The sequence below is a fragment of the Amycolatopsis sp. NPDC004169 genome (genome assembly GCF_040610315.1).
Lineage (GTDB): Bacteria > Actinomycetota > Actinomycetes > Mycobacteriales > Pseudonocardiaceae > Amycolatopsis.
On sequence record NZ_JBEXMD010000012.1, the window covers coordinates 230,676 to 252,099 of the forward strand.

The 21,424-nt window shown below is 73.3% G+C and carries 20 protein-coding genes; 5 read left to right on the plus strand and 15 right to left on the minus strand.

Features of this window, described 5'->3' with window-relative positions; translation table 11 throughout:
- Nucleotides 1–3: 3 nt before the first annotated feature.
- The 8 genes from ABZX11_RS19210 to ABZX11_RS19245 form a co-directional block, all read right to left on the minus strand.
- The gene (locus ABZX11_RS19210) at nt 4–1,293 is read right to left on the minus strand and encodes an extracellular solute-binding protein (RefSeq protein ID WP_354914549.1); all 1,290 of its coding nucleotides are present in this window, start codon (nt 1,291–1,293) and stop codon (nt 4–6) included.
- On the minus strand, nt 1,290–2,405 hold the full coding sequence (locus ABZX11_RS19215) for a hypothetical protein (protein WP_354914551.1): 1,116 nt from the start codon (nt 2,403–2,405) through the stop codon (nt 1,290–1,292). Before ABZX11_RS19215 ends, ABZX11_RS19210 begins: the two co-directional genes overlap by 4 nt.
- On the minus strand, nt 2,402–3,808 hold the full coding sequence (locus ABZX11_RS19220) for a VWA domain-containing protein (RefSeq protein WP_354914553.1): 1,407 nt from the start codon (nt 3,806–3,808) through the stop codon (nt 2,402–2,404). The genes ABZX11_RS19215 and ABZX11_RS19220 overlap by 4 nt, the downstream gene beginning before the upstream one ends.
- Before the next feature lie 4 nt (nt 3,809–3,812).
- Complete coding sequence (locus tag ABZX11_RS19225) at nt 3,813–6,017, minus strand: tetratricopeptide repeat protein (protein ID WP_354914555.1); 2,205 nt, start codon at nt 6,015–6,017, stop codon at nt 3,813–3,815.
- A complete protein-coding gene (locus ABZX11_RS19230; protein WP_354914557.1) occupies nt 6,014–7,540 on the minus strand; it encodes a trypsin-like peptidase domain-containing protein in 1,527 nt (508 codons plus the stop codon). The genes ABZX11_RS19225 and ABZX11_RS19230 overlap by 4 nt, the downstream gene beginning before the upstream one ends.
- 114 nt (nt 7,541–7,654) lie before the next feature.
- Nucleotides 7,655–8,626, minus strand: a complete 972-nt coding sequence (locus ABZX11_RS19235) for an ABC transporter permease subunit (RefSeq protein WP_354914559.1) — start codon at nt 8,624–8,626, stop codon at nt 7,655–7,657.
- The gene (locus ABZX11_RS19240; RefSeq protein WP_176171137.1) at nt 8,623–9,507 is read right to left on the minus strand and encodes an ABC transporter ATP-binding protein; all 885 of its coding nucleotides are present in this window, start codon (nt 9,505–9,507) and stop codon (nt 8,623–8,625) included. Before ABZX11_RS19240 ends, ABZX11_RS19235 begins: the two co-directional genes overlap by 4 nt.
- A 10-nt stretch (nt 9,508–9,517) precedes the next feature.
- Nucleotides 9,518–9,913, minus strand: a complete 396-nt coding sequence (locus tag ABZX11_RS19245; protein ID WP_354914601.1) for a GntR family transcriptional regulator — start codon at nt 9,911–9,913, stop codon at nt 9,518–9,520.
- A 110-nt stretch (nt 9,914–10,023) separates the two neighbouring features.
- Here ABZX11_RS19245 and ABZX11_RS19250 point away from each other — a divergent pair, with 110 nt between their 5' ends.
- The 3 genes from ABZX11_RS19250 (at nt 10,024) to ABZX11_RS19260 (ending at nt 13,489) form a co-directional block, all read left to right on the plus strand.
- Nucleotides 10,024–10,797, plus strand: coding sequence for a cyclase family protein (locus ABZX11_RS19250; protein WP_354914561.1), 774 nt, complete (start codon nt 10,024–10,026; stop codon nt 10,795–10,797).
- Complete coding sequence (locus ABZX11_RS19255; RefSeq protein ID WP_354914563.1) at nt 10,794–12,413, plus strand: thiamine pyrophosphate-binding protein; 1,620 nt, start codon at nt 10,794–10,796, stop codon at nt 12,411–12,413. The genes ABZX11_RS19250 and ABZX11_RS19255 overlap by 4 nt, the downstream gene beginning before the upstream one ends.
- Nucleotides 12,414–12,505: 92 nt before the next feature.
- On the plus strand, nt 12,506–13,489 hold the full coding sequence (locus ABZX11_RS19260; RefSeq protein ID WP_354914565.1) for a hypothetical protein: 984 nt from the start codon (nt 12,506–12,508) through the stop codon (nt 13,487–13,489).
- A 13-nt stretch (nt 13,490–13,502) separates the two neighbouring features.
- Here ABZX11_RS19260 and ABZX11_RS19265 read toward each other — a convergent pair whose 3' ends face one another.
- Both ABZX11_RS19265 and ABZX11_RS19270 read right to left on the minus strand, forming a co-directional pair.
- Nucleotides 13,503–14,243 (minus strand): hypothetical protein, encoded by a 741-nt coding sequence (locus tag ABZX11_RS19265; RefSeq protein WP_354914567.1) that lies wholly within the window; start codon nt 14,241–14,243, stop codon nt 13,503–13,505.
- 2 nt (nt 14,244–14,245) lie between these two features.
- Entirely contained in the window at nt 14,246–14,686 is a 441-nt protein-coding gene (locus tag ABZX11_RS19270; protein WP_354914569.1) for an Lrp/AsnC family transcriptional regulator, read from the minus strand.
- Nucleotides 14,687–14,786: 100 nt separating this feature from the next.
- Here ABZX11_RS19270 and ABZX11_RS19275 point away from each other — a divergent pair, with 100 nt between their 5' ends.
- Nucleotides 14,787–18,203: an indolepyruvate ferredoxin oxidoreductase family protein gene (locus ABZX11_RS19275; RefSeq protein ID WP_354914603.1), complete on the plus strand. Its 3,417-nt coding sequence runs from the start codon at nt 14,787–14,789 to the stop codon at nt 18,201–18,203.
- On the opposite strand, the gene ABZX11_RS19280 is transcribed toward ABZX11_RS19275, so the two are convergent.
- The 4 genes from ABZX11_RS19280 to ABZX11_RS19295 form a co-directional block, all read right to left on the minus strand.
- Nucleotides 18,184–18,810: a response regulator gene (locus ABZX11_RS19280; protein WP_176171143.1), complete on the minus strand. Its 627-nt coding sequence runs from the start codon at nt 18,808–18,810 to the stop codon at nt 18,184–18,186. The genes ABZX11_RS19275 and ABZX11_RS19280 overlap by 20 nt on opposite strands.
- A 67-nt stretch (nt 18,811–18,877) precedes the next feature.
- A complete protein-coding gene (locus ABZX11_RS19285; RefSeq protein WP_354914571.1) occupies nt 18,878–19,384 on the minus strand; it encodes an ATP-binding protein in 507 nt (168 codons plus the stop codon).
- A gap of 43 nt (nt 19,385–19,427) precedes the next feature.
- Entirely contained in the window at nt 19,428–19,580 is a 153-nt protein-coding gene (locus tag ABZX11_RS19290) for a hypothetical protein (protein WP_354914573.1), read from the minus strand.
- Between the two features lie 37 nt (nt 19,581–19,617).
- On the minus strand, nt 19,618–20,259 hold the full coding sequence (locus tag ABZX11_RS19295) for an NAD(P)H-dependent oxidoreductase (RefSeq protein WP_176171146.1): 642 nt from the start codon (nt 20,257–20,259) through the stop codon (nt 19,618–19,620).
- 82 nt (nt 20,260–20,341) lie between these two features.
- Here ABZX11_RS19295 and ABZX11_RS19300 point away from each other — a divergent pair, with 82 nt between their 5' ends.
- Nucleotides 20,342–20,812: a MarR family winged helix-turn-helix transcriptional regulator gene (locus ABZX11_RS19300; RefSeq protein WP_176171147.1), complete on the plus strand. Its 471-nt coding sequence runs from the start codon at nt 20,342–20,344 to the stop codon at nt 20,810–20,812.
- A 4-nt stretch (nt 20,813–20,816) separates the two neighbouring features.
- Here the strand turns inward: ABZX11_RS19300 and ABZX11_RS19305 are convergent, their stop codons facing one another.
- A complete protein-coding gene (locus tag ABZX11_RS19305) occupies nt 20,817–21,419 on the minus strand; it encodes a precorrin-3B C(17)-methyltransferase (RefSeq protein ID WP_354914576.1) in 603 nt (200 codons plus the stop codon).
- Between the last annotated feature and the right edge of the window lie 5 nt (nt 21,420–21,424).

Consider the following 21,424-nt stretch of genomic DNA (forward strand, 5'->3'; position numbering starts at 1 on the left):
CCGTCAGCACGGCAGGTCGAGCCACTGCTCCCGGCCGATCCCCCGGCGCACCTGCTCCAGCTGCCCGAGGAGGGTGGGCAGCCGGCCGGGACGCGCCAGGTACTCCAGCACCGCCTGGTAGAACGCGCTGGTCATCGCCGACGGCATCAGGTCGGATGCGTCGAAGCACAGGTCGGTGCCGCCGGCGAGGGTCGTCGCGATCCGCCGGGTCACGTCACTGCGGTAGACGTCCTGTCCGACCAGTCGCTGGTGCACCGAGAACGTCGTCCCGCCGGACGGCCAGACCCGCTGGCCCTCCTCCCCGGCCAGGTAGACCATGAGCCGGCGCGCCGCCGGGGTGTCGCGGAACATCCCCGCGAGGTCGGCCGAGACCTCGGACGGCCCGGTGTCGCCCGCGCCGGGGAACGGGAAGAACCGGAAGTCCCGGTCGGGCGCCGGTGGCTCGCCCGGCCGCCGGAGCGCGGTGTACCCGCCGATCGCGAACGAGCCGAGGTGCTCCATGGCGCATCCGGGCGGGTCGGCGAACATGGCGCGGCCGGCGTCGGCGAAGGACGTGAGCAGCGCCGCCGTGGTCCCGCCGCGGACCGCGCCCGGCGCCAGGACCAGCGTGCCCCAGCTCTGCCACGCGTCGACCATCGCCGGGTCGGTCCAGGCCAGCCTGCCCGCCGTCCAGTCGCTGTAGACCCGCGGCCCGGCGCGGTGCAGCAGGATGTCCTCCAGCCAGTCCGTGCCCGGGAAGCCGGAGTTCGGCGGGGCACCCATGCCGAGGCACCACGGCCGCTGCCCGGCCGCGGTGAGCCGCTGCGAAGCCGCCACCAGCTGGTCCCAGGTGGACGGTACCGGCCCGGGGAACGACTTCGGCGTGTACCAGACGATGCTCTTCAGGTCGGCCTTCACCGCGACCGCGTACCCGGTTTTGCCGCCGAGCTGCTGCAGTTTCCGCCACGACGGGCTGTAGGCCGTGGCGGCCTCCACGCCGAGGACGGCGTCCAGCGGCTTGAGGTCGCCGGAACGCGCGTAGCCCGCGAGTTCGGCCGGGTTCGACAGCACCGCCACGTCGGGCGGGGTGCCCTGCTGCAGGTCACCGCGCAGCACCTGGTTCTGCGCGCGGGTGCCCTGGTAGCGCACGGGAATCCCGGTGGCCCGGGTGAACCCGTCGAGGACCTGCTGGAACGCCGTCTGCTCGTCGCCGGTCCACGGCCCCAGCACCGTCACCGCCTCCGTGCCGCTCCCGGCGGAGCACCCGGACAGCAGGAGGACGACGGCCAGCACCAGGGCGGCGCCGCGGTTCACGGCTGCCTCCTCGCGCGGAACCGGTACTCGTCGAGCCGGGGCTGCAGGCCGCCCACCGCCAGGACGCCGATCCCGGCGGCCAGCACGGGAATCCCGTAGCCGAGCACCCCGGTCCAGTCCGGTTCGGTGAGGCCGGGCCCGAGCAGCGCGGCTTCGTCGACCTCGGCGGGCGGCTCCACCGGGGCACCGGGCGGCGTGGTCGCCGCGGCGGCGAACGCGGCCACGGTGTCGCCGCACGCGGCCGCTCCGCCCGGCCCGCACTGGGCGGTCAGCACCCTGGCGAGCGCCGACCGGGCTCCGGCGGCGGCCGCCGCGGTGGCGGTGGACTGCGCGTCGACGGTCCGCTCCAGCGCGGCGCCGCTGTCCCGCGCGTCCGACTGGATGCCCAGCAGCAGCGCGGTTCCCGCACCGAGCAGCACGCCGGCCGCGGTGGCGGCCAGCAGCGCGGTGTTGACCGTCCGCCGGAACCTCCGGGCGAGGAACCGCTGCGTCCAGGCCAAGGTGCCGAGCAGGAGGACCAGCGGCAGCGCCCAGAGCAGGGTGATCGCCGGGTCCAGCCAGTCGGCGTCCAGCTGGTCGTCGAGCGCGGCCCGCTGGGCGGCTTCGAGCGCGTCGAGCCGGGCCAGGATGCCGTTCTCGGGCGCGGTCAGCAGGTCCGACGCCGACAGCAGGTTGCTCGCGGCGAGCGCGCGGCCGTCCTCCTCCCGGAAGTGGGCGTCGGCCTGGCCGATGACGCTGTTGTAGGCCGGCAGCAGTCCTTCGATCAGCTGGAGCGTCCGGCTGCCCGGTTCGCCGGCCGCGTTGTGCTCGGCGACCTGGGCGAGCTGCTGGCTGGCCAGGGCGATCCGGTCTTCGTACTGCTCGCTCGGGCCGGTGAGCTGCACCTGCTCGCGTTCGAAGGCGGCCATCGCGGCGCTGTGCGCGGCCACGATCGCCCCTTTGGCCAGCGACACCTCGAGCACCGCGGGTGCGGTCCGCTCGCGCACCTCGGCGATGCTGGCCCGCACGCCGAGGAAGGTCGCCAGCGCCGTACCCAGCACCAGCACGCTGCCCGCCACCAGCGCGAGCCGCAGCCACCAGAGGGTCTGCCGGGTGGTGCTGATCGCGGTCACGACGGCGCTCCCGCCTCGAACGGTTCGCCGCAGTGCCCGCACCGCTTCGCCGTCGGCCGCGCCTTGTGTCCACAGTGGACGCACTCCCGCGGCGCGCCGTCGGCCGCCGGCGGGGCGGCGGCGGGTACCGGCGCACCGGTGTAGGCGGAGATGGTCGAGCCGAGCACGAGGGAGAAGCCGTCCCGCGGGCGCACGCCGTCCTTGATCGCGACCGTCCCGTCGTCGGCCACGTCGATCAGCCGGCCAAGGCGCTTGAGGACCTCCGCGTTGCCCAGCTCGGTCGCCAGCCGGACCGCGGTCCCCCACTCGGCCGCCGCCGTCACCCGGTCGTCGCGCTCGAACGCGTCCCAGCCCGCCCGGACCGCGCGTCCCAGCTCGGCCTGCCCGGTGACGCGGGCGACGTTGTCGTCCGGCACGCTCGACAGCGCGAGGTCTTCGGTCAGGTAGCCCACGACGGCCAGCTGCTCGCCGACCGGCTCGCCGGCGACCAGGGTGACGGTGCCCAGCAACCGGTCCTCGTACCGCGTGAGCTCCCCCGGTTCGACGTCGAGGCAGAGGTGGTACTCGCGCAGCTCCTCGCCCCACGCGCCGGTGGGCAGCTCGATCGCGCTCCCCTCGGTGTGGCACTGGGCCGTCAGTTCGACCTCGGTCGGGAAGACCTGCTTGACGAACCGCAGCCGGCTGTAGGGCATGGTGGTCAGCCGCAGCCGCAGGTCCGGCACCGTCCGGCCCATCGCCCGCTCGACCAGGCGCCGGAAGTCCCCCGCCAGCTCGGCGTCCTCCAGGACGGCGTCCGCGCTGCCGCGCAGCACCGACGCGATCCGCTGCAGGTCCCGCGGTTCCCAGTCGTCGCCGATTCCCCTGGCGTCACAGGCGAATTCGCCCCGGCAGCGCTCGACCGCCGCCTCCAGGGCCCCCGCGCGGTCGGATTCGTTCTTGCCGTCGGTGAGCAGCACGGCGTGCCGGATGGCGGCCGGCGTCTTCCGGAACACGTCCAGGGCCAGGTCCAGCCACGTGCTCATCGCCGTGCCGCCGCCGGCGATCAGCTCGGCGGCCGCGGCCTTCGCCTCGTGCCGGGTCCGCTCGCCTGCCACCGCCAGCGGCGGCTCCGACGGGTAGACGAGCCGGGCGCGCCCGGTGCACTCGACCACCCCGAACCAGACGCCGTCGCGCAGCGAGCCGATGGCCGCCCGGCAGGCGTGCCGCGCGGCCTCGATCTTCGTCGGCGGCCAGTCCATCGAGCTGGAGCAGTCGACGAGCAGCAGCTCGGCGGTCGGCGGCGGCCCGGCCGCGGGCACGCCGGCGTCGCCCACCCGCACGGTGAGCACGACGTCCATCCGGTCGTCGCTCGGGGCCAGGTACTTGTTCTGGCTCAGCTGGAGGGTGAACGACGGGTCGGGCATCCGATCACCTTCTCGTCTTCGGCCGGACGGAGTTCGCGAGATCGACCAGCACGCCGTGGGAGTTCCGGTCTCGGGCCCGCTCGGCGAGCCGGCGCAGGGACTGCTCCAGCAGCGATCGCAGGCCGCGCTCGGTGACGCGCTCGCCGAGCAGCTCGCCGCCATTCCAGCCGTCGGTACCGCCCGGCTCGGTCAGCCCGGCCAGCGCGGCCTCGCGGACCAGCGCCTCCAGCCGGTCCTGGGCCTCGCGGTCGAGGTAGAGCTCGGGCAGCCGCCGGGCCGCGTCGGCGAAGTCGTCCCGCCCCGGCGGCCCGGACGGCAGGCGGCCGGCGCGGATCCGCACGGCGGCGATCCGGGCGGCGTCGTAGTGGCGCGAGATCGGCGGCACGGCGTCGAGCAGGGCGACCGCGGTGTCCCGGCCGTGCGTGCGCAGGGAGCAGCGGGCCAGGCCGAAGGCGGCGCTGACCTGGCCGTGGTCGCGGTGCCACACCGAGCGGTAGCAGCGCTCGGCCCGCTCGGTCTGCCCCCGCAGTTCGGCGCAGAACCCGAGCGCCAGCTTCGGCGCGAGCTCGCCGGGCCAGGCGCGGTGCACCCGGTCGAACGCGGCCGCCGCCTGCTCGGCGTCGTCGCGGGCCAGCGCCAGCAGCCCGTGGTGCCAGGCCGCCCGCCAGTCGCGCGCGGCCTCGGCGCCGAGCAGCTGTTCGGCCTCGGACAGGGCCGCGGCCGCGGCGTCGGAATCCCCCAGCGCGACCTGCGCACGCGTCCGGGCGAACGCGATCTCGACCGAGGGCTCGCCGAACATCTCGAGCTTGCCCAGCCAGCGGTGCGGCCCCGGCGCGCCCGCGATGGCGATGAACTCCGCCGCGGCGTCGTCCGGGGCGACCCGCGGGATCGGCAGCCGTCCCGCGCCGTCGGCGGCGGACGGCAACCCGAAGTCCAGTGGCCCGGCAGCACCTCCGCCACCGACCCAGAGGTCGAGGCCGGGTACCGCACCGAGGCCGTCGTCGAGCAGCTCCGCGGTGTCCTCGAACAGCGCCGACGGCACCGGCCGCGGCCGTTCGTCGCGCAGCGAAAGGATTTCCCGGCGCACGCCGTCGAGCTGTTCGGCCATTTCGGACGCGGTGGCGAACCGCCGCTCGAACGGCGCGACCGCGCGTTCGAGCACCCGGTGCAGCGAGTCGAGGCCGCCGGCGACCCGATCGGGGTCGATGTCCTCGCCCGCGGCCTCGAGCAGCACCTGCAGCGTCCGGCCCACGGTGTGCAGGTCCGAGCGGACGGTCAGGCCGTGCCGGGCGAGCTCGTGCGCGGGAGCCTGGAACCCCTCGGTGCCGACGCTCGGGCCGGCCGGGTCCTCGATCGAGCGGGCGGCGCCGAGGTCGATGACCTTGACCCGCTTGTCGCCGTGGATCACGTTCTCCGGCTTCATGTCGCAGTAGAGCAGGCCTTCGCCGTGGAGGTAGTCCAGGGCGCCGAGGATGGCCCGGCCGTAGACGATCACGTGCTCCACCCGCGGCGGCGGCCCCTGCTTCAGCAGGTCGCGCAGCGACCGCCCGCCGACGTACTCCATCACCAGGTAGGTGTCCGGTTCGCCGCCGCCGGGTGCCGGGTGCTCGACGAAGTCGTTGACGCGCACGATGTTCGGGTGGTCGAGCCGGACCAGCACGTCCCGTTCGACCCGCGCCATCGCGCGCAAGACGGCGTTGCCGCTGTTGATCACGCCTTTGAGCGCCACGTGCTGGCCGCCCAGCGCGGTGTCGGCGGCCAGGTACACCCAGCCGAGCCCGCCACGGGCGAAACAGCCGAGGACGTCGTAGCGATCGCCGATCCGCTCGCCGCGGTGCAGCTTGGGCAGGAAGGAAAAGCGCTCGCCGCAGTGCTCGCAGAACCCTTCGGCGAACGCGGGTTCGCCGGCGTAGGCGCGGCCGACGGGCTCCCCGCAGTGGCCGCAGAACCGGTGCTGCTCCGGGTAGTCCGGGTCGGCGAGAACGAGCTTCTCCGGGTCCGGCACCTCGATCGCGGGCAGCGACTGGAAGTCCGCCTCGCCGCTCCACAGTTCGACACTGCGCCCGATTTCGCCACTGCGCCGCGTGCTTTCCGGCGCAGGCACCGACGTGGCAGGCGGCTCGGCGGGCACCCGGCGGCGGCCGCACACCTCGCAGAACCCGATCGGCCCGACCGGACGGCCGTGGCACCACACCGTATCCGCCGTCACGCGCCCTCCAGCCGGCGGCGGACCGCGCGCACGTAGCGCTCGACCGGTTCGGCCGCGGCCTCCGGGTCGTCCGGCCGCGTGGTCAGCGCCGCCATGGCCGGCCGGTACAGCTGCGCCAGTTCCTCGTCCTCCATCAGGCCCGCGTCGGTCGCCTTGGCGTTGTAGCCGCGCAACCGTCCGTGCAGCTCGTCGTGCCGGGCGGCCAGCGCGTCGAGCTCGGCGTACAACCGGACCAGCGCCCACCGGGCCGCTTCGGCGTCGCGTTCGGTCGCCGCCAGTGCCCGCCGGACGCGGCCCGGTTCGATCCGTTCGCCCGCCGAACGCAGCGCCGCCAGCCGCAGGCGCAGGTCCGCGGAACTGCCCGGCACCGCCACGCGCGAGCCCAGCCGCGCGGCCCGTTCCCGGGTGCGGTCCTCCTCGTGCTCCACCATGTCGACCAGCAGCGCCAGCCGGGCCAGCCGCCGCGCGTTCCGCTCGCTCTCCCAGCGCCGGGCCAGCCGCACGCCGGGCGAGTCCGGCCCGCTGAACTGGACCAGCACGGTGGCACCCTTGTCCACCAGCGGCCGCACCACGTCGGTGAGCACCTCCTCCGGCGCCCGCGCGTCTTCGACGCCGGTCACCGCCACCGCGACGTCCTCCGGGTTGGTCTCCAGCACGGTGAGCACCTCTCCGGTGCTGATGCCGGCGCTGACGTGCTCGGCCACTTCGCCGGTGGTCTTGCCGGTCGCGTCCACGATGGCGGCGAGCCGTTCGCCCGCCACCCGGGATCCCCGGCGTTCGCGCCGCACCTGGGCCAGGAAGCCGTCCCGCACCGCGGAGTCGCGATCGCCGATCACGACGATCAGCGGGCCGGCCGACGGCCGCGGCGGCTCGCCCACCCAGCGGGCGACGTCCGGCACGTGCCGGACGATCACCTCGACCGGGATCAGGTAGGCGAGCCCGGCGCGTTCGTCGGTGTACTCGGTGACCACCATGCCGAGCACCGCACCGGTCGCCTTGTCGATCACGCCCGCGCCGCTGAACCCGCGCCGGACGCGCTCGCCGGGCAGCGGCGAGTTCAGCTGGATCCACTCCCCGCCGGCCCCGGCCGGACCGGCCAGCTCGGCGTTGTTGACCCAGACGCCGTAGCGGTGCGGTGCCGGGAAGCCGTAGGTGTGGACCACGCGGTCGCGCACCGCGCCCAGGCGCACCAGCGGAGCGCCGGGCACGTGCGGAAAGGCTTCGGCGAGCTCCAGCAGCGCGATGTCGCCGCGGCCGTCTTCCGCCGGCGGCACCCAGCAGCCGGGCCGCACGGTGGCGAGCGTCTCCGGCATGCCGTCGAGACCCACGAACCGCACCAGCACGTGCGCGCCCGCAAGCGCTTCCTCCCCCGCGGCCTGCACGACGTGCGCGCAGGTGAGCACCGTGGATTCGCCCAGCAGCATCCCGGCGCCCAGTGCCCGGCCCGACGAGTTCACCAGGCAAACCCGCCACGGTTCCGGATCCCCCGCGCGCCCCTCGGCCGAACCGTTGTGCTCCCTCACCGGGTGCGACCTTACGACCCGGCACCGACGGTCCGGAGCGGGTTCGCCCGCTTGGCCCGGCAGATCACCCGATCGGCCGCCGGACTGCGGGTGACCGCCGGGAGCGGTGTGCGGTCAGGCGATCGTGCGCACCCGGCGGAGCGCGAGGAGCACCAAGATCGCCGCCAGGAACACGAAGATCCCGGTTTCGATGCCCTGGAAGAGCCAGAACCGGTCACCCGGCTGGTACAGCATCCAGTTCTGGGCGCCGGGCCCGGCCGCGGCGTCGGCACAGCCGCCGGGCGGGCACGGGCCCAGCTGGGCGTTCGGCAGGACCAGGTCCCCGGCCGCGTTGCGGACACCGACGTCCATCACCCAGTTGCCGGACGCCGGGTTCGGCGTCAGCCCGCCGCCGGGGGCGAAGGTGAGGCTCTGCGCGGGCAGGTACCGCGGGCGGGCGAGCACCTCGACCGCGACGCGGACGGCCACGAACCCGACCAGCGCCAGCCCCATGGCCGGCACGAGCTTCCGCCAGAATGTCCCGGCGAAGACACCCAGCGCCAGCGCGAACAGCGTGTAGGCGACCGGGACGATCCCCTGGACGTCGAAGGAGAGGTAGGTCAGCCGTCCGGTGCTCGCGCCGACCAGCGGCGCGAACCACCAGGACACGCCCAGCGCGTACCCGATCGCCAGCACCGTGGTCATCGCCCCGACGAGGCCGAACTTGGCCAGCGCCCACTGCAGCCGGGTCACCCCCTGTGTCCACACCAGACGGTGGGTGCCCTGCTCGACCTCGCGGGCCACCAGCGGCGCGCCGAAGAACACGCCGACCAGCACCGGCAGGACCACGAACAGCACGGCGATGAACACCATCCCACCGAACTCCTGCTGGAACTGGTGGCCGAGGCTTTCACAACGCGAAGCCGCCTCCGTCTGCGTGATCAGCGACGCACTGCCGAGCGCGGACCGGCAGGCGCCGAGGCCGAGACTGTCGTACTTCGCGTGCATCGAAAGGCCCGTGGGCACCATGACCGCGGCGAGCGCGACCAGTGCGGCGAGGGTGAACAGCGCCTGCTTGCGGTGTTGCCGCCAGACCAGCCAGATCATGCCGGCACCCCCCACGCGGACGCCGGGACGCGGGTCTCGGGGTCGGCCAGGTGCGCCAGCACCACGTCCTCCAGGGTCACCCGGTACTCCGTCCACAGTGGATCGATCGGGCCGTCGCCGCGGCGGACCAGCAGCGTCGACTGGCGCTCGGAGTGGCTCGCGCGGACCACCTCGGCCACCCCGGCGATGGATTCGCTGCCGGCCCGCGGGCCGGTGAGCGTGCAGAAGCCGGCGAGCAGTTCGTCGACCGAGGCCGCCAGCCGGACCTCGGACCGCTGCAGGACGATCACGTGGTCGCAGCTGCGTTCCAGGTCGGCGAGCAGGTGCGAGGACAGCAGCACGGTCGTCTCGCTTTCGGCCACCGCACCCATCAGCGTCTGCATGAACTCGCGGCGCGCGAGCGGGTCCAGGCTGGCGATGGGCTCGTCGAGCAGCAGCAGCCGCGGCCGTTTGGCCAGCGCCAGTGCCAGTGCGACCTGGGCGCGTTGCCCGCCGGAGAGCTTCCCCACCGGTTTGCCGGGCGGGATGCCGAGCGCGGCCAGCCGGTCGCGGGCCAGCGCGGCGTCCCAGCGGCGGCGGTTGAGCTTGCCGCCCATGGTGACCAGTTCCGCCGCGGTGAAGTCGCGGTAGAGCGGGGTGTCCTGCGCGACGAACCCGACGTCCGCCAGCGCGGACCGCGGCTCCCGCCCGAAAACGCGCACTTCGCCCGCGTCGGGTTCCAGCAGCCCGACGGCCAGGTGCAGCAGCGTGGTCTTGCCCGCGCCGTTCGGGCCGACCAGCGCGGCGATCCGCCCGGCAGGCACCTCCAGCGCGCAGTCGCGCAGCGCCCAGGTGCGCCCGTAGCGCTTGCCCAGCGCCCTGGCTTCCACCGCCAGTTCCATTCCGGACTCCCTACGACAGATCGTGCGGCACCCGGGTGCCGCGGATCGTGGTTTCGATGAGGGCGGCGATGTCTTCGGGCGACATCCCCGCGGTTTCGGCGCGTTCCAGCCAGGCCACCAGCTCGTCGCGCAGCTGCGCCTGGTGGCCCAGCGAGGGCCCGGCCAGGCTGCCGGTGACGAACGTGCCCACCCCCGGGCGGCCCTCGGCCAGCCCCTCCAGCACCAGTTCGCGGTAGGCCTTGAGCACCGTGTTCGGGTTGATCGCCAGCGCCTCGGCCACGTCACGCACCTTCGGCAGCTGGTCGCCCGGCCGCAGCAGGCCCACGCGCAGCGCCTGCTTCACCTGGACGACCAGCTGCATGTACGTGGCCACCCGGGAGCGGCCGTCGAGCACGAACTCGATCACCCTGCCCACCCTCCTATTGTCTTACGACATTAAGACAACACCTCCCGGCGCGTGCGTGTCAAGGCATAGGGTTGGCGATCAGCGGACGCACACGGCACCGGGAGGCAGGCATGGCGTTGTTGGACGAGCTCGGCAAGGCGATCGCGGGCGGGGCGGTCGAGATCGTGGACCTGACCGCGCCGCTGAGCTCCAGCACCCCGATCCTGCGGCTGCCGGAGCCGTTCGCCAACACCATCCCGTTCCGGCTGGAGGAGATCAGCCGCTACGACGAGCGCGGCCCGCGGTGGTACTGGAACGACATCCACACCGGCGAGCACACCGGCACCCACCTGGACGTCCCGGTGCACTGGGTGTCCGGAAAGGACGGTCACGACGTCTCGCGGGTGCCGCTGCGGACCCTGGTGGCGCCGGCGGTCGTGCTCGACTTCTCCGCGCGGGCGGCCGAGGACCCGGACTTCCTGCTTTCGATCGACGACGTCCGCGCCTGGACGGCCGAGCACGGCCCGCTGCCCGACGGCGGCTGGCTCCTCTACCGCACCGGCTGGGACGCGCGCAGCGGTGACCAGGAGGAGTTCCTCAACGCCGACGAGACCGGCTCGCACACTCCCGGCGTCTCGCCCGAGTGCGCGCGGTGGCTCGCGGAGGAAACGCCGATCACCGGGCTCGGCGTCGAAACCGTCGGCACCGACGCGGGCCAGGCGCCCGGCCTCGAGCCGATGTTCCCCTGCCACGAGCTCCTGCTGGGGGCGGGCAAGCACGGCCTCACGCAGCTGCAGAACCTCGCGGCGCTGCCGCCGGCCGGCGTGCTGCTGCTGGTCTCGCCGCTGCCGATCGTCGGCGGCTCGGGCAGCCCGGCCCGGGTGCTGGCCCTGGTGGAGCGGTGAACGTCGCCGAACTCGTCGGCCGGACGCTGGCCGGCCTCGGCGTCGGCACCGCGTTCGGCGTGGTCGGCAGCGGCAACTTCGAGGTGACGAACGCGCTGCGCGCGGGCGGCGTCCGGTTCGTCGCGGCCCGTCACGAAGGCGGCGCGGCGAGCATGGCCGACGCGTACGCCCGGATGAGCGGCGAGGTGCCGGTGCTGTCGCTGCACCAGGGCTGCGGGCTGACCAACGCCGTCACCGGGATCACCGAGGCGGCCAAGAGCCGCACGCCGGTGCTGGTGCTCACCGCGGACTCCGCGGGGTCGTCGGTGCTGTCGAACTTCCGCATCGACCAGGACGGCCTGGCCGCGGCGGTCGGCGCGGTCCCCGAGCGCGTGCACTCGGCGGCGAGCGCGGTGACCGATACCGTGCGGGCGTTCCGGACGGCCCGCCAGCAGCGCCGGACGGTGGTGCTGAACCTGCCGCTCGACGTCCAGGCCCAGCCGGCGCCCGGCCCGCCTTCGCTGCCGGTGCTCGCCGGCCCCGCCCCGGTGCGGCCGGACGCCGCCTCGGCGGCGGCGCTGGCGAACCTCCTGGCGGCCGCCGAGCGCCCGGTGTTCATCGCCGGCCGCGGCGCCCGCGACAGCGGCGACGTGCTCCGGGAGCTGGCTTCGCGCAGCGGCGCACTGCTGGCGACATCCGCGGTCGCGCACGGCCTGTTCCACGGCGACCCGTTCGCACTGGGCATCTCGGGCGGCTTCGCGTCCCCGGCGGCCGCCGAACTGATCGTGGGCGCCGACCTGGTCGTCGGCTGGGGCTGCGCGCTGAACATGTGGACCACCCGCCACGGCAAGCTGCTGAGCCCGCACGCCAAGCTGGCCCAGGTCGATCTGGAGCAGGCGGCGCTCGGCGCGCACCGCCCGATCGACCTGGGTGTGGTCGGCGACGTCGCCTGCACCGCCTCGGACGTGCTCGCCCTGGTTCCTCCGCAGGTGGGTTACCGCACCGACGAGGTGGCGGCCCGGATCGCGACGGGCCGCTGGAACGACGTCGAGCACGAAGACCTGACGGGCGACGGCCGGATCGACCCGCGGACGCTGAGCGGGCTCCTCGACGAGCTGCTGCCGTCCGAGCGGATCGTGTCGATCGATTCGGGCAATTTCATGGGCTACCCGAGTGCCTACCTGTCGGTCCCCGACGAGCGCGGGTTCTGCTTCACCCAGGCGTTCCAGAGCATCGGCCTCGGTCTGGGCACGGCGATCGGAGCGGCCTTGGCCCAGCCGGACCGCCTGCCGGTCCTCGGCACGGGCGACGGCGGCTTCCAGATGGCACTGTCCGAACTGGACACCGCGGTCCGCTTGGGCCTGCCGCTGGTGGTGATCGTCTACAACGACGCGGCGTACGGAGCGGAGGTCCACCACTTCGGCGACGCGGACATGACGACGGTCCGGTTCCCCGACACGGACTTGGCGGCCGTCGCCCGCGGCTTCGGCTGCACGGGCGTGACGGTCCGCTCGCCGGACGACCTGCCGGCGGTGCGCGAATGGCTGGCGGGACCTCGGTCGGCCCCCTTGGTGATCGACGCCAAGATCGCCGACGACGGCGGATCGTGGTGGCTGGCGGAGGCGTTCCGCCACTGACCCGGCCTTGACACGGCCCCTGGCCGCCCTGGATGCTGGCCGAGTTGTCTTACAGTCGTAAGACAGTGGGGGAATTACCCGAGGAGCTTCTCGTGCGACTCTTCCTGGCCGTCTTGGCGGCCACGACGTTGCTGGTCACCCCGGCGGACGCGGCCGGCCAACGCCCGGACCCGGCGGCGGCGTTGCTGGCGGCGTTCGACGGCCACGCGATCGTGGCGAAGTCCAGCCCGGACGTGGGCACGTTCGTGTTCGACCTGATCCGCGACCCCCGCTTCCCGGGCCGGGTGAACGACATCGCGGTGGAGTGCGGCAACGCGCGTCTCCAGCCGTTGCTGGACACGTACACCGCCGGGGGCTCGGCGCCGGAGATCAGCAGGGTGTGGCGCGACACGACGCAGCCGAGCTGCGGGTTCTCGACGTACTACGAGCAGTTGTTCGCCCTGGTCCGCCAGATCAATACGACTTTGCCGGCGGAGCGGAAGATCCGGGTGCTGGCCGCCGATCCCCCGGTCGACTGGAGCCGGGTGCACGCACCGGCGGACCTGGAGCCGTTCCTGGACCGCGACGCGTCGATCGCGTCGGTGGTGAAGACGCAGGTGCTGCAGAAGAACCGCAAGGTGCTGATGTTGTTCGGGTTGGGCCACTTGACGCACGACGGAGGCAGCGCCGCGGTGGCCCGCTTGGAGCGCGAGTACCCGGGCGCGGCGTACGTGATCGCGGACCATCGCGGGTTCACGGCGGACAACGCGCGGTTGGAGCAGAGGCTGGGTCCTCGGCCGGCTTTGGTGCCGATGCGGGGTTCGTGGCTGGGTTCCCTTTTGGCGACGTACTTTCCGGTGAACCGCGACTATCCGCCGGGGACGCGGGGCTATCCGGGCGTGGACGCGTATCTGTACGAGGGCCCGGCGGATCTCTTGCTGCGGGAACCGTTGTCGGCGAGGGCGGTCCTGGACGCGGAGTACCTGGCGGAGCTGCGCCGCCGGGCCACGGCGATCGATGCGCCGCCGGATTCGATCGAGTGGCCGGAGACGTTCTTCGAGCGGGAGCGGACTTCGGGAGTACTGCTGCGCAGTTAGCCGGTGCGTTCCTTCAAGACCGAGCCACCGGATGCACCACCCAGACGTTGGCTTCGACGTAGACCGCGAAATCCCCCACAGTGGACACGAACACGGGAGCAAGAGCCCCCGGAACGACCACCGACCCGGCACGATCGAACGGCAACCCGGTCCACCGCCGCCACGAAGCCAGCGACCCCTGAACGGTAGCCGAACAGGAAGCAACCCCGGCGATCACACCGCCGGCACGGACATGGGTCCGCAGCCACCGATCGACCGGAAGCCCATCCGAGCGAACGGCGAAGGCGTAGTCGGCCATGGCGGAACCAGGATCCGAAGCTTTGTCGGGCGGCCGAACAGGAATGACCAGCGACGAAAGACCGGCCGCAGCAACAGCATCCCGCATGGCGGCAAGAACGAGCGAGGACAAACCACGCCCCTGCCAAGAGGGATGCACAGCGATCTCCAGCCCGCACGCAGTATCCGGGGCAACACCGTCAAGAGCGTCCTCGGCCGCCCGAACGGCGACCTCGTCCCAGCCACGATCCGGATAACCCGACCGCCACCGGAACGGAACCATGATCCCCCGCGCCACCGGAACCCCGCCCTCCAGCAACGCCACCACCAGATGCGGCCAAAGCCGCGCCACCCGCCGCCCGCGGACGAGCGAGCTGGTCAAGCTCCCCTCCATGAACCGCGGCGACTCCGGCGGATACGGAATCCCGTACACCGCCTCGAAAAGGTCCGGCCGCTGCGCCAAAGACACGATCTCCACGGCTAACGCGACCAGGATTCCAGCGCGATCAGCGTCTTCGTCCCCGTGACCTGGTGGTGCCGCCGGATCTCGTCGATCGTCTTCTGCAGGTGGGCCATGTCCCGGACGCGCAGCCACACCAGCGCGTCCGGGTCGCCCGCGATGGTGAACACCGCCTGGGCCTCCGGCATCCGCGTCGTCGTCCGCAGGATCTCGTCGACCTTCGCGTTGCCCACGAACCTCAGCTCGGTGAACGCCTCGATCCCCCAGCCCAGCTTCGCGTGGTCGACCTGGACCGTGAACCCGGTGATCACCCCCGTCTCCCGCAGCCGGTCGATGCGGCGCTTGACCGCCGCCGTGGACAGGGTGACGCGGGCGGCGATGTCGGACAGCGTGCGGCGGGCGTCCTCGCGCAGCAGGCCGAGGATCTCGTGGTCGGTCGCGTCGAGCAGCTCTTCGGGCATGCGTCAGAGCCTAGACACACGCAAAAATCCGCGTCAAACAGCACCAGAAGCCACGAAACTTTGCGTACCACCCCGCAAAAGCAACACGCCTGTTGCGCGGCTGTGGCCCACATCGCATCGTGCCCGAAACGAAGGCGAAGGGAGCCGCGCCGTAGAGACGTTCACGCTGGAGGACCGCTATCTGCGGGAGGCGGGAACCGTGCACCTGACCGGGGTGCAGGCCCTGGTCCGGCTGCTGTTCGACCGCGTCCGCCACGACCGCGCCCTCGGCGGCGACCCGGCCGTCTTCGTCTCGGGCTACGAGGGCTCGCCGCTGGCCGGGTACGACCTCGAACTCGGCCGCCGCGCCACGCTGCTCGAGAAGTACGACGTCGTCCACCGGCCCGGCCTGAACGAGGAGCTGGCCGCGACTTCGGTGCTGGGCAGCCAGCTCGTCGCGGGGGTGGGCGGCCGCAAGGGCGTGACCGGCTTCTGGTACGGCAAGGCACCCGGTCTCGACCGCGCCTCCGACGCCCTCCGCCACGCCAACCTGGCCGGCACCGACCCCCGAGGCGGCGCCGTCGCACTCGTCGGCGACGATCCCAACGCGAAGTCCTCCACTGTGCCCTGCGCCTCCGAGCTCGCCCTCGCCGACCTGGCCATCCCCGTGCTCTTCCCGTCCGACGCCCAGGACGTCCTCGACCTCGGCATGCACGCCGTCGAGCTGTCGCGGGCCAGCGGGCTGTGGACGTCGCTCAAGGTCGTCGCCAACGTCGCCGACGCCTCCGGCACCGCCACAGTGAGTCCACAGTGGACCGCGCCGCGGCTCGAGAAGGCCTACCGGCACACACCGACCTCGCGGCTGCTCGGCGCCGGCCTGGCCGAGCTCGAACGCAGCCTCTTCACCGTCCGGCTGCCGCTGGCCCTCGAGTACCTGCGCGCGAGCGGGATCAACCGGATCACCGCGCGCGGTCCCGCCGACCGGATCGGCATCGTCTCCGCCGGGAAGTCCTACCTGGACCTGCAGCAGGCGCTGCGCACCCTCGGCCTGGACGAGGAGAAGCACGGCATCCGCATCCTCAAGCTCGGCGCGATCCACCCCGTCGAGCCGTCGATCGTCCGCGAGTTCGCCGACGGCCTCGGCGAGATCGTCGTCGTCGAGGAGAAGCGCGCCTTCGTCGAAACCGCACTCAAGGAAATCCTCTACGGCGTCCCCGACGCGCCGAGGATCCTCGGCAAGAAGGACCGCGGCGGCCGGACGCTGTTCACCGAGCTCGGCGAGCTGGACCCGGACGGCATCGCCGCCGGACTGGCCAGGATCCTGCCGGCGGGGATCCCGTCGGTCGACGCCTACCGCGGACGCCGCCGCCGCGAGCGGATCGCCGTCCCGCTGCTCGCCCGCACGCCGTACTTCTGCTCGGGCTGCCCGCACAACTCGTCGACGAAGGTGCCGGAAGGGACGCTGGTCGGCGCCGGCATCGGCTGTCACACCATGGCGTTGTTCATGGAGCCGGACCAGGTCGGCACCGTGCTCGGGGTGACGCAGATGGGTGGCGAAGGCACCCAGTGGATCGGCATGGCGCCGTTCGTCGAAGCCGAGCACTTCGTCCAGAACATCGGCGACGGCACGTTCACCCACTCCGGCAGCCTCGCCGTGCGCGCCGCGGTCGCGGCCGGGGTGAACATCACCTACAAGCTGCTCTACAACTCCGCCGTGGCGATGACCGGCGGCCAGGACGCGGTCGGCGGGCTGCCCGTCGAGAAGGTCGCCCAGCTGCTGCTCGTCGAAGGCGCGAAGCGGGTCGTGATCACCAGCGACGCACCGGCCAAGCACCGGAAGCTGCCCGGCGGCGTCGAGGTGCGCGACCGCAGCGAACTCCTGCGCACGCAGGAGGAACTGGCCGAGGTCAAGGGCGTCACCGTGCTGATCCACGAGCAGGAGTGCGCGGCCGAGAAGCGCCGGAAACGCCGTCGCGGCAAGCAGACCGCGCCTGCGACGCGCGTGGTGATCAACGAGCGCGTCTGCGAAGGCTGCGGCGACTGCGGCACCAAGTCGAACTGCCTGTCCGTGCAGCCGGTGGCGACCGAGTTCGGCCGCAAGACCGCGATCCACCAGTCGTCGTGCAACGTCGACTACTCCTGCCTGGCCGGGGACTGCCCGTCGTTCGTCACCGTGGTGCCGTCCGGGAAGAAGCGGCGCAAGAAGACCGCCCGGCTGGCCGCCGACGCGATCGTGGCCCCGGAGACCCGCGGAACCGACTTCACCGTGCGGATCACCGGGATCGGCGGCACCGGCGTGGTCACCGTGACGCAGATCCTCGCCACCGCCGCGGTGCTCGACGGCCGGCACGTCCGCACGCTCGACCAGACCGGGCTCGCGCAGAAGGGCGGCGCGGTCGTCTCCGACCTCAAGGTGACGGCGGAACCGGTCGAGCAGGCCCCGAAGCTCGCCGCCGGCGAATGCGACCTCTACCTGGCCTGCGACGCGCTGGTCGGGGCGGACGCGGCGAACCTCGGGGTGGCCGATCCGGCGCGCACGACCGCCGTGGTCTCCACGACCGAGGTGCCGACCGGCCGGATGGTCGTCGACACGACGGTGTCCTTCCCGGACCCCGGCAGCGTGCTCGCGCCGCTGGAAGCGGCCACGGCGCGCACGGTGTCGCTGGACGCGCGCGGCCTGGCCGAGGAGTTCTTCGACGACGACCAGTTCGCCAACGTGCTGCAGCTCGGCGCGGCCTTCCAGACCGGCGCGCTCCCGCTGCCCGCGTCGGCCATCGAACGCGCCATCGAGCTCAACGGCACGCAGGTCGCCGCCAACCTGCAGGCGTTCCGCCGCGGCCGCCTGCTCGTGGCCGAGCCCCCGGCGGACACCCCGGAGCCCGTCCGGACGGCGAAGCCCGGCGCCGTGCGGGCCCTGGTGCAGGCCGAGCCCGGCTCCGAGCTGGCCCGGCTGCTCGACATCCGCGTCCCCGACCTGATCGCCTACCAGGACAAGGCCTACGCCCGCGCGTACGCGGAGTTCGTCGAGCGGGTGCGGGTGCTGGAGGACGGGCCGACGGAGATCACCGAGGCCGTCGCGAAGCACCTGTACAAGCTGATGGCGTACAAGGACGAGTACGAGGTCGCGCGGCTGTCGCTGGACCCGGCGTTCACCGACGGCCTCGAGGAGCAGTTCGGCGCGGGCACGCGGTACGCCTACCGGCTGCACCCGCCGGTGCTGCGCGCGCTGGGCATGCAGCGCAAGATCAGCCTCGGCCCGTGGTTCCGGCCGGCGTTCCGGCTGCTCCACGCGCTGCGGCGGCTGCGCGGGACCCGCTTCGACCCGTTCGGCCGCGCCGAGGTGCGGCGGGTCGAGCGGGAGCTGATCGAGGACTACCGCACGGTCGTCCTGGAGGCGTTCCGCACGCCGGACCGGGCGCGGGCGCTGGCCCTGGCCGAGCTGCCCGACCTGGTCCGCGGCTACGAAGACGTCAAGCTGGCCACCGTGGCCCGCTACCGCGAGCGGCAGGCCGAGGTGCTCACGCCCGCAGGTAGCTGAGCATCGCCTGGGCACCGTCGGGGACGCGCAGCTTCGTGCTGACGTCCCCGGCGTGCTGCCGGGCCGCGGCGGTGCCGATGCCGAGCAGCCGCCCGATCGTCGGCACCGAATGGCCTTCGGCCAGCAGGGCCACGACTTCGCGTTCGCGGGCGGTCAGGTTCGCCACCGGGTCGCCGGGCCGGGGCCGGGCGAGCTGGACGGCCACGACGTCCCGGTCGAGGACCGTGCCGCCGGCGGCGACGCTCCGGAGGGCGCCGAGGAACTCGTCGGGCTTGCCGACGCGCTCCTTGAGCAGGTACCCGGCGCCCCCGCCGCCGGCGGCCAGCAGGTCACCCGCGTAGCCGTCTTCGACGAACGCCGAGAGCGCGAGGATCGCCAGGCCGGGCACGCGGCGCCGGGCTTCGAGGGCGGCCTGGAGCCCTTCGTCGGTGAACGTCGGCGGCATCCGGACGTCGACGACGGCCAGGTCCGGTTCCACGCTCTCGACCGACGTCACCAGGTCACCGGGGTGGTCGACGGCGGCGGCGACCTCGAACCCTTCGCTGCGCAGGAGCAGCACCAGTCCCTCCCGCAGGAGGGCGTCGTCCTCCGCGATCACGATCCGCACGGCGGCTGCCTCCTCGCGTCCACACGTCAGCCCCTGCCTGGAGGCACGGACGCGCGGGCGAAAGCGTTCAGCTCTGGCCGGACCAGCCGCTCAGCCGGGTGAGCAGGCGTTCGAGGACCTCGGGGTCGGCGGCCACCGGGTCGCCCGAGACGGGCTCGTCGACCAGCGTGCGGCGGTCCTGGCGCCGAGGCAGGCGGACCTGCCGCGCGGACATCCCACCCGGCAGGGGGAGTTCGCACCAGGTGGTCCGGCCGCCGCCGTCGGCGGGCGCGACGCCCATCCGCTCGCCGGGCCGGCCCGGGGTGTCCGGACGGCCGGGGACGTCGTCGTCGACCTCGATCGACAGCACTTCGGCGTGCAGCCGCAGCCGCAGCGTGACGAAGGCGGGCGCCTTCGGGTCACTGGCGTCGATCACGGCGCCGACCAGGTGTTTCGCCGTGCCGGTCACCTGATCCAGCATCGGCATCAGGGACCAGTCGGTGAGGATGAGGCGGACGAACAGCTCGGTGACCGGCAGCGCGCTGGGCTGCGCGACGAGCCGGATGTCGTCCATCTGGGAGGTGTGCGCGCTCAAACCCGACCTTCCTCGCCCCGGGTGCGGCCCAAGCCGCACCACGTCAGTCCGCCCGCCGCGGCACGGTACCGCCCGGCCCGGGCGTTGCTGCCGTCGGGGTGAGCTGCTCGCCGCTCGACACGCAGGCGGTCGAGCCGGGGTGGACCGACGCCGGCCGCGCGTACTCCGCCGCGCGGCCGGACATCACGGGCGCCAAGCCGGAGCTCCTCGGCGTCGGGCCCTCCTGCTCCGGCTCAGACCCGGGCCTGGACCCACAGCTCGTCGATGGCGCGCTCCGCCGCGGCGAGGCTCTCCTCGGCGAGCGGAACGAGGTCCGCCATCGCCGGGCGGGCCGGCGCCAGCGTCAGCTCGGCGGTGATGAACCGCGGCTCGAGGCCGGTGAGGGAGACGCCGTGCGGCAGCCACTGCTGGGCGTGGTCCCAGCCTTCGCGGGGCGTGCCCTCGCCGTAGCCGCCGCCCCGGCTGGCCAGCACGACGAACTCGCGGCCGCCGAGCAGGCCGGTGTAGGTCTCCTGGTCGACCGAAAGCCCGGGGGCGATGAGGTGGTCGACCCAGGTCTTGACGCTGCTCGGCGGGCCGAAGTTGTACAGCGGCAGGCCCAGCAGCACGGTGTCGGCCGCCTTGACCTCGCTGATCACCTCGACGGTCCGCGCCCAGGCCGCCGCCTGCTCCGGCGTGTGCTGCTCCGGTGGCACCCGGTCGGCGAGGCCGCTCGTCGCGTCGAGGTGCGGGAGCGGGTTCGCCCCCAGGTCGCGGTAGGTGACCGTGCCGTCCGGGTGCGCGGCGCGCCACGCCGCCGCGGCCCGGGCGCTGAGCCGCCGGCTCACCGAGGCGTCGCCCTGGATGCTCGAGTCGATGTGCAGGAGATGAGCCATGTCGTTAGCCGTCCATAGATCGTTGGTGTAGGACAAACTATTGATAGCACATCGACCATTGGACTGCCCATATACTGGGCGCATGACCTCGCTCCCGGTCGTCAACCAGCCCCCGCACCGCTGCGGCGCGCTGCTCGACCACCTCGCGCGCCGGCTGCGGCTGCGCAGCGAGTCGGTGCTGGCCCCGCTCGGCCTGCGGCCGCGCCACCTGATCGCCCTCACGGTGCTGCGCGACGCCGGCGGCAGCTCGCAGCAGGACCTGGCGAAGTTCCTGGAAATGGACAGCACGAACGTGGTCACCCTGCTCAACGAGCTGGAGACGGAGAACCTGGTCGAGCGGCGCCGCTCACCCGAGGACCGCCGACGGCACCTGGTCGAGCTGACCGACGTGGGCGCGAAGCTGCTGGCGCGCGCCGAGTTCGCCCTGGCGGCGGTCGAGGACGAGGTGTTCAGCGCACTGAGCGACGACCAGCGCGAGACGCTCTACACGCTGTTGCAGCAGGCGAGCAGCAAGACGAACACGGAGGCCTGCCGCGAAGCGCGCCCCTGCTGAGGCCTCAGGCGCCGGTGATGTCGCGCGCCAGCTGCTCGGCTTCCGGCAGCGTGAACCGGCCTGAGATCTGCGTGGCGCCGTCGGTGATGGCGGCCTGGATCTGCGGCGCGGTGAGCACCCGGCTCCGCACGACCATCGCGACCTGGTTGCCGACGTTGCGCCCGGTCCACTCCGCCCACGTCCGCGCCCCGGCCGCGGTTAAGCCGAGGTTGACGACGGAGCTCCCGGTCGCCGGATCGAGCCGGGCTTCCACCCACCCCACGTCCGCGCCGCTGAGGAACCCCGGGCCGAGGACGTACCGTGCGCCGGTCAGGGCGTCACAGCTGACCAGCGGCAGGGCCGGATCGTCCCGGCCGTCGAGGGTGTCCGGTGCGTCCCGGCCGCAGTCGAGCGCTCGCGCCGCGGCCTCCTGCGCGACGGGGTTCGTGCTCTGTCGCTCTCCCGGTGCGCCGGCCGCCGGCCCGGGCGGCAGCTCGCCCAGCACCGGGCGGAACCGCAGCCGCGTCCCGTCTTTCACGACGAATCCGTCTCCCGACGCCCGGCCGGGCACTTCGGCCTGGCAGCCGGCGAGGACAAGAACGGCGAACGCCGCGGGGAGAATCCGCACGAGGA

Excerpts from the sequence above, each read along its gene's own strand:
- ABZX11_RS19240 (WP_176171137.1), bottom strand. The coding sequence starts at position 9,507 with ATGGAACTGGCGGTGGAAGCCAGGGCGCTGGGCAAGCGCTACGGGCGC.
- ABZX11_RS19300 (WP_176171147.1), top strand. The coding sequence starts at position 20,342 with ATGACCTCGCTCCCGGTCGTCAACCAGCCCCCGCACCGCTGCGGCGCG.
- ABZX11_RS19295 (WP_176171146.1), bottom strand. The coding sequence starts at position 20,259 with ATGGCTCATCTCCTGCACATCGACTCGAGCATCCAGGGCGACGCCTCG.
- ABZX11_RS19220 (WP_354914553.1), bottom strand. The coding sequence starts at position 3,808 with ATGCCCGACCCGTCGTTCACCCTCCAGCTGAGCCAGAACAAGTACCTG.
- ABZX11_RS19235 (WP_354914559.1), bottom strand. The coding sequence starts at position 8,626 with ATGATCTGGCTGGTCTGGCGGCAACACCGCAAGCAGGCGCTGTTCACC.
- ABZX11_RS19250 (WP_354914561.1), top strand. The coding sequence starts at position 10,024 with ATGGCGTTGTTGGACGAGCTCGGCAAGGCGATCGCGGGCGGGGCGGTC.
- ABZX11_RS19270 (WP_354914569.1), bottom strand. The coding sequence starts at position 14,686 with ATGCCCGAAGAGCTGCTCGACGCGACCGACCACGAGATCCTCGGCCTG.